Below are 9,729 nucleotides of genomic sequence, written 5' to 3' on the forward strand. Positions count from 1 at the left end.
TAAAAAAAGAAGGAAAAAGGAGGCGGTTTGGTGAGCGCTTATGACCGGATGACCGACGAGCAGCTGATCGAGAAGCTGCGGGGCGGCGACAAAAAGATCATGGATTATATCATGGAGAAATACAAGAACCTGGTGCGCAAAGAAGCCAACGCCATGTATCTTCTGGGCGGGGAGAACGAGGATCTGATCCAGGAGGGGATGATCGGGCTTTTCAAGGCGGTCCAGGATTATGATCCCCGGCAGGAGTCTTCTTTCTACAGCTTTGCCAGGCTTTGCATCACCCGGCAGCTCTACACTGCCATCGAGGCTTCCCGGCGGAAGAAGCACGGGCCTTTGAACTCCTACGTGTCCCTCTATGACCGGAACGAGGAGAAGGAGCCCCTGATCGAGACTGTGGAGGCCAAGGGGGAGAGCAATCCGGAGGAGCTTCTGATCAGCCAGGAATATGTAAGGCTTCTGGAGAGCGAACTGGAGGATACCTTGAGCGAACTGGAGAACCGGGTCCTTTACCTCCATCTTCTGGGCACGGATTACAAGACCATCGCAAGGCTTCTGGACAGGAGTCCCAAGACCATTGACAATGCCCTTCAGAGGATAAAAGGAAAAACAGAAAAGATTTTGGAAAAATATCATTGACAAGACCAGGGTTTATAGTGTATAGTATCACTGTTGCAATCAATGATATCTGCTGCCGTGGCTCAGTCGGTAGAGCGTCGCCTTGGTAAGGCGGAGGTCGGCGGTTCGATTCCGCTCGGCAGCTTGATTACTCCCAGTACAGGGAGTAATTTTTTTGCCTGTTTGGGACTGGAAGGGAAGATGGATGCCCAGGCTTGTTTCCACCAGGGTTTTATGATAAGATAAGGGGCGAAAATAATTGCTCTGTGAGGAGGAAGAACATGCAGGAAGAGACAGTTTCCAAGAATTTTATCGAACAGGAAATAGATAAAGACCTGGCGGAAGGAGTGTACAGTGAAGTCTGCACCCGTTTCCCGCCGGAGCCCAACGGATATCTCCACATCGGACACGCCAAATCCATTCTTCTGAATTCCGGACTGGCGAAGAAATATCACGGCACCTTCCATCTGCGGTTTGACGATACCAATCCCACCAAGGAGGATACCGAGTTCGTGGAGTCCATCAAGGAAGATGTGAAATGGCTGGGGGCGGACTGGAAGGATCACCTGTACTTTGCGTCCGACTATTTCGACGTGATGTATGAGTGCGCCCTGAAGCTGATCCGCAAGGGAAAGGCTTATGTCTGCGACCTGTCTGCAGATGAGATCCGGGAATACCGGGGGACTCTGACTGAGCCCGGGAAGAACAGCCCTTACAGGGAGCGCTCTGTGGAAGAGAACCTGCGGCTTTTTGAAGAGATGAAGGAAGGAAAATATAAAGACGGAGAGAAGGTGCTCCGGGCCAAGATCGATATGGCTTCTCCCAACATGAACATGCGGGATCCGGTGATCTACCGGGTGGCCCATATCGCCCATCACAATACAGGGGACAAGTGGTGTATCTATCCTATGTATGATTTTGCCCATCCCATCGAGGACGCGGTGGAGAAGATTACCCACTCCATCTGTACCCTGGAGTTTGAAGATCACCGGCCGCTCTATGACTGGGTGGTGCGGGAGTGCGAGTTTGACCCGGCGCCCCGTCAGATCGAGTTTGCCAAGCTTTACCTTACCAATGTGGTTACAGGCAAGCGCTATATTAAGAAGCTGGTGCAGGAAGGGATCGTGGACGGCTGGGACGACCCAAGGCTTGTGTCCATCGCGGCTCTTAGAAGACGCGGGTTTACGCCGGAATCGCTCCAGATGTTCATCGACCTGTGCGGTGTGTCCAAGAGCCAGAGTTCTGTGGATTACGCCATGCTGGAGTACTGCATCCGGGAGGACTTAAAGCTGAAGCGGCCCCGGATGATGGCGGTGTTAGACCCCATCAAACTGATCATCGACAACTATCCGGAGGGCGAGACGGAATACCTGGACGTAGACAACAACCTGGAGAACCCGGAGCTTGGCACCCGGAAGGTTCCCTTCTGCCGGGAGCTTTACATTGAGCGGGAGGACTTTATGATCGAGCCGCCCAAGAAGTATTTCCGCCTGTTCCCAGGCAATGAAGTGCGCCTGATGAACGCTTATTTTGTCAAATGTGTGGATTATGAAACCGACGGGGAGGGCAATGTGACCACCGTCCATGTGACTTATGATCCGGAGACCAAGGCAGGCACCGGATTCACCGGGAGAAAGGTGAAGGGCACCATCCACTGGGTGGCGGCGCCCTATGCGAAGACGGCGGAAGTGCGTCTCTACGAAAACCTGGTGGACGAGGAAAAAGGTGTTTATAATAAGGAAGACGGTTCCCTGAACTTAAATCCCAATTCCCTGACCATCCTGAAGGACTGCAAGGTGGAGGACAGCTTCGGGGAAGCGGCTCCTGGGGACAGCTTCCAGTTTGTGCGCAACGGATATTTCTGTATCGATTCCAAGGATTCTACGCCGGAGGATCTGGTGTTCAACCGGATCGTATCCCTGAAGAGTTCCTTTAAACTGCCAAAATAAGTTTCTGAATTTTCATTGGGGACGTGGTATTTTTGAAAATACCACGTCCCCAATCCAGCATTTGCCGGAGTTTTGCCATGAATGAACTGACCATCAATCTGAAACCACATTCAAAAACGCCGCTCTATGAGCAGATCTACCGCTACATCAAGGAGAACATCCAGGAGGGGAAGATCGCCTGCGGGGAGAAGCTTCCTTCCACCCGGGCTCTGTCCGCCCATCTGGAGGTGAGCCGGAGTACGGTGGAGCTTGCCTATGAGCAGCTTTTATCAGAAGGGTACATTGAATCCCAGCCCTGCAGGGGCTTTTTTGCTTCCCGGCTGGAGGGGCTGTATCAGCTGACCCGGGTGAAGGAAGAAGAGGAAGTCCTTCCCAGGGAAGAGAAGGGCTGGCGTTATGATTTTACTCCTCACGGGGTGGATCTTAGGAGCTTTCCCTACCATGTGTGGAGGAAGCTGTCCAAGGAGATCCTGATGGACGACCGGACGGAACTGTTCCGCTCCGGGGACTCTCAGGGGGAATATGGGTTCCGCCGGGCAGTGGCCCGGTATCTCTATCAGGCCCGGGGAGTGAACTGCAGGCCGGACCAGGTGGTGATCGGCGCGGGAAGCGACTATATCCTGATGCTGCTCTCCATCATCCTGGGTACGGATCACACGGTGGCTTTTGAAGACCCTACTTACATGCAGGCATTCCGGCTGGCCGGAGACCTGGGCTACCAGCGTGTGGCGGTGCCGGTGGACCGGGATGGCATGCAGGTGGCGGCTCTTATGGAGACCGGGGCCGACATTGCCTATGTGACTCCTTCTCATCAGTATCCCACTGGGATCGTGATGCCGGTGCGCCGGCGGATGGAGCTGCTCCGGTGGGCGGGGGAGGACCCCGGCCGCTATATCATCGAGGACGATTACGACAGTGAGTTCCGCTATAAAGGCAAACCCATCCCGGCCCTGCAGGGCTACGACAGCCGGGGGCAGGTGATCTATCTTGGCACCTTCTCCAAATCCATAGCCCCGGCCATCCGCTTAAGCTACATGGTGCTGCCGGAACCTCTTCTGGAGAAATATAAGGAGCGTCACCGCTTTATCAATTCCACTGTGTCCAAGGTAGACCAGATGATCGTGCAGAAATTTATCGAAGAAGGATATTATGAGAGACATCTCAATAAGACCAGGGCTCTCTATAAGAGCCGCCATGACGTGCTGATCGAGGAACTTAAACCTTTGCTTGGATCCTGCCGGATATCCGGGGAACATGCGGGGGTCCACCTGCTTCTCACCTTTCCGGAAGGGAAGTCGGAACAGGAACTGATCCAGGCCGCTGCAGAAGAGGGGATCCGGGTCTATGGTCTGTCTGATTACCAGATCCATCCGGGGAAGGAAGATCAGGCTACCATCCTTCTGGGGTACGCCAACCTGACGGAGGGAGAGATCCGGGAGGCTGCAGGGCGTCTGGCGGAGGTGTGGAGAAAGTTCTAGAGACAGGAAAAGCGCCGGTTTGCTGCACCGGCGCTTTTAATCTTCGTCTATTCCTTGTCGTCTGCCTTGTCCTTATCCTTATCCTTGTCGGAGTCGGAGCTGTCTTCGGGAGCGGCGTCCTCTGATTTTTCAGAAGCTTCCCCGGAAGCCTCTTCCGTCTTTCCTGCATTCAGCGGAACATATTCCCGGTCGGCGGATTTCAGATCGCTGTCCAGATCAAAATCCTCGTCTTCAAAAACATCTTCCCCATCCTCAGCGTCCCCGCATTCACGCTTTTTAAAATAAAAGAGAATTCCTGCGGCGGCTCCCGCAAGAGCGGTCAGTCCCAGTAACTTTTTCAGCCATTTTGCCATATGATTCGATCTCCTTTCGCAGGGGCAGTCTCCCCTTAATAGATGTATTGTAATACTTTTTCGCGGAAAAGAAAAGGGGGAGAGGCAAATAAGGGAAAACTTTTCCCCATATGGAGCATCGGTTACAGTTGAGACCCCGGGGGAAGTGTGTTACACTGTATCCGTGGTGTTTTTTCAAGAGAAAGGGAGTAAGACATGAGTAAGAACGAAGCACCCGGAACAGCCAAGAAGGGCCTGTTCCGTATTGTTTTCAGCAGAACAGGGATCATCCTTTTGCTTTTGCTGCTCCAGATCTGGCTTTTTGCCTGGAGCAGCATCTATCTGGAGGAGTACCTGAAATACATCTATGGAGCGCTGACCATCCTGGGCGTGATCGTGTTGATCTATATCATCAATTCCGAGGGGAATCCGGCGTTTAAAATGACCTGGATGCTCTTTGTTATGGCCTTCCCGGGATTTGGCACGCTGTTCTATGTCTTTACCAAGCTGCAGCCGGGGACGCATTTCATGCGGGATCGGCAGGCGGCTCTGAAGGTGGAGACAGACCCCTATATGCAGCAGGACCAGGAGGTGGTAGAGGCGATCTGGGCCAGCAAATCCGCCAATGCCCAGCTGTCCTACTATCTGTCCGGACTGGGATTCCCTACCTACCGGAATACAGAGGTGACCTACTTTCCGCTGGGAGAGTACAAGTTCCGGTATCTTGTGGAGGAACTGAAAGCAGCCCGGAAGTTCATTTTCATGGAATATTTTATTGTGGAAGAAGGGTATATGTGGGATACCATCCTGAAGATCTTGCGCAAGAAAGTGCGGGAAGGGGTGGAAGTGCGGTTTATGTACGACGGCATGTGCGCCATCTCCATGCTGCCTTATAATTATCCGGAGCAGCTTAAGCGCTATGGGATCCAGTGTAAGATGTCCAACGCGGTGCGGCCGTTCCTCTCCACCACCCAGAACAACCGGGATCACCGGAAGATCTGTGTGATCGACGGGAAGGTGGGATTTACCGGCGGCATCAACCTGGGAGATGAGTACATCAACCGGAAGGTGCGGTTCGGACACTGGAAGGACACAGCCGTGATGCTGAAAGGGGACGCGGTGCAGAGCCTGACCATGATCTTCCTGCAGATGTGGAACGTGGAGGAGCGAAGGCCGGAGAATTACAGCCGTTATCTCACCCGGAAACGGGAGGGGCTCAGGCGGGAACTGGGTTATGTGATCCCTTACGCGGACAGTCCTTTTGACAATGAAAATGTAGGGGAAGAGGTGTATTTCCACATTCTCAACCACGCCAAGAAATACGTCCATATCATGACCCCCTACCTGATCCTGGACAATGAGATGCTCACTACCCTGACCCGGGCGGCCAAGAGCGGCATCGAGGTGATCATCATCATGCCTCATATCCCGGATAAATGGTACGCCTTTGTGGTGGCGAAGACCTACTACAAGGAGCTGATCGAGGGCGGGGTGCAGATCTATGAGTACCGGCCGGGGTTTGTCCACGCCAAGGTGTTTGTGTCCGATGACGACACCGCTACAGTGGGGACCATCAACCTGGATTACCGTAGCCTGTACCTGCATTTTGAATGCGGGACCTTTATCTACAATAACTCGGAGATCGACCGGATCGAGCGGGACTTCCAGCACACCCTTACCAAGTGCCACAAGGTGACCCTTCTGGAGGTGAAGAACCGAACTATCCTGACCAAGGTCTCCGGCCAGGTGCTGCGCCTTCTGGCGCCTTTGATGTAGCGTGATTTGACGGTTTACACCGGGGGAAAAATATAGTATAATGCAAACGGTGATTACCGACTTTAGGAGGAATGAATATGGTAAAAGCAGTAGTAGGCGCCAACTGGGGAGATGAGGGCAAGGGAAAGATTACCGATATGCTTGCCAGGGAAGCAGATATTGTCGTGCGTTTCCAGGGAGGAGCCAACGCGGGACATACCATCGTCAATAATTATGGCAAGTTCGCGCTCCACACCCTGCCGTCCGGGGTCTTCTACGATCACACGACCAGCGTGATCGGCAACGGCGTAGCGCTGGATATCCCGGTTTTATTCAAAGAAGTACAGTCCATCGTGGATCAGGGCGTGCCAAAGCCAAAGCTTCTGGTATCGGACCGGGCGCAGATGGTGATGTCCTATCACAAGAATTTTGATGCCTATGAGGAGGAGCGGCTGGGAGGCAAGTCCTTTGGTTCCACCAAGTCCGGGATCGCGCCGTTCTATTCAGATAAATTTGCCAAGATCGGCTTCCAGGTCAGCGAGCTGTTCGACGACGCCCTTCTGAGAGAGAAGGTTGCGCGTGTGGCGGAGCAGAAGAATGTGCTGCTGGAGCATCTGTATCATAAACCACTGATCGATCCGGAGGAGCTGTATCAGGAACTGCAAAGCTACAAAGAGATGGTGGAGCCCTATGTGTGCGACACCGCGCTGTTCCTGCACAATGCGCTGCAGGAAGGAAAGAGCGTGCTTCTGGAAGGACAGCTGGGATCTCTGAAGGATCCGGATCACGGGATCTACCCCATGGTGACTTCTTCTTCCACCCTGGCCGGCTACGGCGCAGTGGGAGCCGGAGTTCCGCCTCAGGAGATCCGGCAGGTCATCACTGTGTGCAAGGCATACTCAAGTGCAGTGGGAGCCGGAGCATTTGTCAGTGAGATCTTCGGGGAAGAGGCAGATGAGCTGAGACGCCGGGGCGGCGACGGAGGCGAGTTCGGCGCTACAACCGGACGCCCCAGGAGAATGGGATGGTTTGACTGCGTGGCTTCCCGCTATGGCTGCCGGATGCAGGGGACCACAGACGTGGCCTTCACGGTGCTGGACGTACTGGGATATCTGGAAGAGATCCCGGTGTGCGTAGCTTATGAGATCGACGGCAAGGAAGTCAGGGATTTCCCGCCCACTCACCTTCTTGAGAAGGCAAAACCGGTGATTAAGAATCTGCCGGGCTGGAACTGCGATATCCGCGGCATCCGGAAGTACGAGGAACTTCCCGAGAACTGCCGGAAATACATAGAGTTTGTGGAGAAGGAGATCGGCTACCCCATTACCATGATCTCCAACGGACCGGGAAGAGACGATATCATCTACCGGAAATAAAAAAGGAACATCAGAAAGCTGCTTTGTCTGGAAAAAGACAGAGCAGCTTTTTTCTTAATCTTTTTTAAGAAATCTCTCATGGTATTTTTAGAAATCCGCCACAGGCCGTACACATTTTCACGATAGAATGGCAGGGACATAAAAAAGATGTCATATCCGTAAGACCGGTTCCATATAATAATAAAAGCGGGGAGTGAGGGGGCGCGAAAGCAGAAGAATATCCGCTTGAAAGACAGAAAATGGAGGTAACACAATGCAGCAGAGAAGTAAAGATGGTTATTTGGAAGAGCTTTCCATGGAAGAATATCTGACCAAAAGGAAGAAACAAAGGGAACGGGAAGAAAGAAAAGCCAGGAAACAGGTACTTAAGGCTGATCCTGATCTTCTTCTCCTCGGCCTTTGAGCACACGGTACACCAGGATATAGGCGTAGAGGAGCACCGGGAAGATGATGGTGCAGGCCACGGAGACCATCAGGAGATCTTCTGAGGCAGGCAGATCCAGAAGGGAGAAGACAAGAGTCGCCCCGTACATAGCAAAAAGCAGGAGCGCAGCCACGGCCGCCAGGATACGTTTTGTCTTTTTCATGGGAATCCTCCTTTACATCTCTTCCAGTCTTTAGTATATTATATAGATAGCAGTAAAAAATTGCAAATGAATCAGATACAAAAGGAGACAAGAACATGAGTCATACGTTGTTGGAACAGTGGCAGAGCCTTGCCTATAATGAGAAAGCAGACAGAGGACAGCTTCAGAGATTCTGGGGATCTTATTTCCAGATCGAGAAGGAGATCTATGAACAGCTTCTGGAGAACCCGGATGAGGAAGTAAAGGGAACGGTGAAGGAACTGGCGGAGAAGTACGGACAGGAAGTTCTTACCATGGTAGGATTCCTGGACGGCATCAACGAAAGCCTGAAGGAGCCCAATCCTATTGAGACCATGGATGAAGACACCCAGGTAAGCCTTGCCTTTGATAAAGAGAAACTTTACAAAAACATGGTGGCGGCCAAGGCGGACTGGCTCTATGAGCTTCCTCAGTGGAAGGAGATCTACTCCGAGGAAGAACTGAAGAAGCTGTACAAAGAACAGAAGGAGTCCGGGACCATCCGCAAGGAGAAGAAGATCGGCAGAAACGATCCCTGTCCCTGCGGTTCCGGAAAGAAATATAAGAAATGTTGTGGCAGATAGCTTTTGGAATAGCCGGCGTGTTGTGCGTCGGCTATTATCTGCTGATGGGGCTCACCCTTCACAGGTGGAACTCTACCTTTGCCAGGTTCTGGCCTGTGCTGGGGGTCTGCTTTTTCTTTCTTGCCTTTTTGCAGGGAGTGCTGTCTGAACGGGGAGCCTTCCTTATCCGGGCGGGGGCCTGCGTAGGCCTTGTGATAATGCTGGCGCTGATCCTGGCGGTGCTTACCGGGATGCGCCCCTGGAGGGAACGGGAGCTTTCCTGGCTTGTGGTACTGGGCGCCCATGTGGCGGGGGTGCGAGTGACAGACTCCCTTGAGCGGAGGCTTCTGGTGGCAGCAGGATATCTGAAGCGCCATCCGGAGACAAAGGTGGTGGTGTCCGGAGGCCGGGGAGAAGGAGAGGATATCACGGAGGCAGAAGCCATGGAGGAGTATCTGATCCGGCAGGGGATCGACAGGGAGCGGATCTTCTGCGAAGATCGGTCTGCTACAACCAGGGAGAATCTGGAATTCTCCGCAGCGTATATTAAGGATTTAAGCCTCTCAGTGGGGATCGTCACCAGCCATTACCACATGTACCGGGCATGCCGTTATGCCAGGCGGGCAGGGTATCAGGATCTGGGGCGTCTGTGCGCCGGCTGCCTTCCGGTACTGTTTGTCAATTATATGGTGCGGGAGGCCCTGGCGGTGCTGAAACTGTGGCTGGCGGGATAATCCGGGGTTGACAAACAAGGCGTGAGTGCTATAATGGGTACATATATGGGAACACGTTGAAGAGAAGAGTAGGACAGGAAAGGGATCAAGAGAGAGGAGCAACAGGCTGAGAGCTTCTTATCCGGGAACTGTCTGAAGACCACCTCCGAGTGACTGCAAACCAGTCCGGTGACTCCGTTATCGTCATAAGGAAAGAGGTTCCGGCGTTTGTCCGGTTCAATTGGGGTGGAACCACGGGAAAGACTCGTCCCCTGCAGCAGATCTGCTGCAGGGGATTTTTTTATTTCCGGGGAGCACCTGTTCCCATGGCACAGGCAGATAA

9 protein-coding genes, 1 tRNA gene and 1 other annotated feature are annotated in these 9,729 nt (G+C 53.1%); of the genes, 8 read left to right on the forward strand and 2 right to left on the reverse strand.

Annotated features, from left to right (window positions below):
- The first annotated feature begins 30 nt into the window (after positions 1-30).
- The 4 genes from sigH (at position 31) to ACML7B_RS09680 (ending at position 4,042) form a co-directional block, all read left to right on the forward strand.
- The gene (sigH, locus tag ACML7B_RS09665) at positions 31-636 is read left to right on the forward strand and encodes an RNA polymerase sporulation sigma factor SigH (RefSeq protein ID WP_418540971.1); all 606 of its coding nucleotides are present in this window, start codon (positions 31-33) and stop codon (positions 634-636) included.
- Positions 637-687: 51 nt separating this feature from the next.
- Positions 688-760, forward strand: a tRNA-Thr gene (locus ACML7B_RS09670).
- Positions 761-896: 136 nt separating this feature from the next.
- Positions 897-2,564 (forward strand): glutamine--tRNA ligase/YqeY domain fusion protein, encoded by a 1,668-nt coding sequence (locus tag ACML7B_RS09675; protein WP_346708264.1) that lies wholly within the window; start codon positions 897-899, stop codon positions 2,562-2,564.
- Between the two features lie 77 nt (positions 2,565-2,641).
- Positions 2,642-4,042 (forward strand): PLP-dependent aminotransferase family protein, encoded by a 1,401-nt coding sequence (locus ACML7B_RS09680; protein ID WP_418540974.1) that lies wholly within the window; start codon positions 2,642-2,644, stop codon positions 4,040-4,042.
- A 47-nt stretch (positions 4,043-4,089) separates the two neighbouring features.
- Here the strand turns inward: ACML7B_RS09680 and ACML7B_RS09685 are convergent, their stop codons facing one another.
- Positions 4,090-4,395, reverse strand: coding sequence for a hypothetical protein (locus ACML7B_RS09685; protein WP_418540977.1), 306 nt, complete (start codon positions 4,393-4,395; stop codon positions 4,090-4,092).
- A gap of 195 nt (positions 4,396-4,590) precedes the next feature.
- Here ACML7B_RS09685 and cls point away from each other — a divergent pair, with 195 nt between their 5' ends.
- The gene (cls, locus tag ACML7B_RS09690; protein WP_418540979.1) at positions 4,591-6,150 is read left to right on the forward strand and encodes a cardiolipin synthase; all 1,560 of its coding nucleotides are present in this window, start codon (positions 4,591-4,593) and stop codon (positions 6,148-6,150) included.
- A gap of 77 nt (positions 6,151-6,227) precedes the next feature.
- Positions 6,228-7,505 (forward strand): adenylosuccinate synthase, encoded by a 1,278-nt coding sequence (locus tag ACML7B_RS09695; protein WP_418540980.1) that lies wholly within the window; start codon positions 6,228-6,230, stop codon positions 7,503-7,505.
- Positions 7,506-7,870: 365 nt separating this feature from the next.
- On the opposite strand, the gene ACML7B_RS09700 is transcribed toward ACML7B_RS09695, so the two are convergent.
- Positions 7,871-8,092: a hypothetical protein gene (locus tag ACML7B_RS09700; RefSeq protein ID WP_418540982.1), complete on the reverse strand. Its 222-nt coding sequence runs from the start codon at positions 8,090-8,092 to the stop codon at positions 7,871-7,873.
- Between the two features lie 95 nt (positions 8,093-8,187).
- On the opposite strand from ACML7B_RS09700, the gene ACML7B_RS09705 reads away from it, so the two are divergent.
- Positions 8,188-8,694: an SEC-C metal-binding domain-containing protein gene (locus tag ACML7B_RS09705; RefSeq protein ID WP_346708270.1), complete on the forward strand. Its 507-nt coding sequence runs from the start codon at positions 8,188-8,190 to the stop codon at positions 8,692-8,694.
- Positions 8,679-9,407 (forward strand): YdcF family protein, encoded by a 729-nt coding sequence (locus ACML7B_RS09710; protein ID WP_418540983.1) that lies wholly within the window; start codon positions 8,679-8,681, stop codon positions 9,405-9,407. Before ACML7B_RS09705 ends, ACML7B_RS09710 begins: the two co-directional genes overlap by 16 nt.
- Before the next feature lie 47 nt (positions 9,408-9,454).
- Positions 9,455-9,662 (forward strand) — a binding site (T-box leader).
- Positions 9,663-9,729 lie beyond the last annotated feature (67 nt).

Origin of the sequence: Massilistercora timonensis, assembly GCF_048354975.1 — a bacterium.
In the GTDB taxonomy this organism is placed as follows: Bacteria; Bacillota; Clostridia; order Lachnospirales; family Lachnospiraceae; genus Massilistercora; species Massilistercora timonensis.

Bases quoted from the DNA above. Each gene is read 5' to 3' on its own strand.
- ACML7B_RS09710 (WP_418540983.1), top strand. From the start codon at position 8,679: ATGTTGTGGCAGATAGCTTTTGGAATAGCCGGCGTGTTGTGCGTCGGC.
- ACML7B_RS09680 (WP_418540974.1), top strand. From the start codon at position 2,642: ATGAATGAACTGACCATCAATCTGAAACCACATTCAAAAACGCCGCTC.
- ACML7B_RS09695 (WP_418540980.1), top strand. From the start codon at position 6,228: ATGGTAAAAGCAGTAGTAGGCGCCAACTGGGGAGATGAGGGCAAGGGA.
- ACML7B_RS09700 (WP_418540982.1), bottom strand. From the start codon at position 8,092: ATGAAAAAGACAAAACGTATCCTGGCGGCCGTGGCTGCGCTCCTGCTT.
- ACML7B_RS09705 (WP_346708270.1), top strand. From the start codon at position 8,188: ATGAGTCATACGTTGTTGGAACAGTGGCAGAGCCTTGCCTATAATGAG.
- ACML7B_RS09685 (WP_418540977.1), bottom strand. From the start codon at position 4,395: ATGGCAAAATGGCTGAAAAAGTTACTGGGACTGACCGCTCTTGCGGGA.
- ACML7B_RS09675 (WP_346708264.1), top strand. From the start codon at position 897: ATGCAGGAAGAGACAGTTTCCAAGAATTTTATCGAACAGGAAATAGAT.
- cls (WP_418540979.1), top strand. From the start codon at position 4,591: ATGAGTAAGAACGAAGCACCCGGAACAGCCAAGAAGGGCCTGTTCCGT.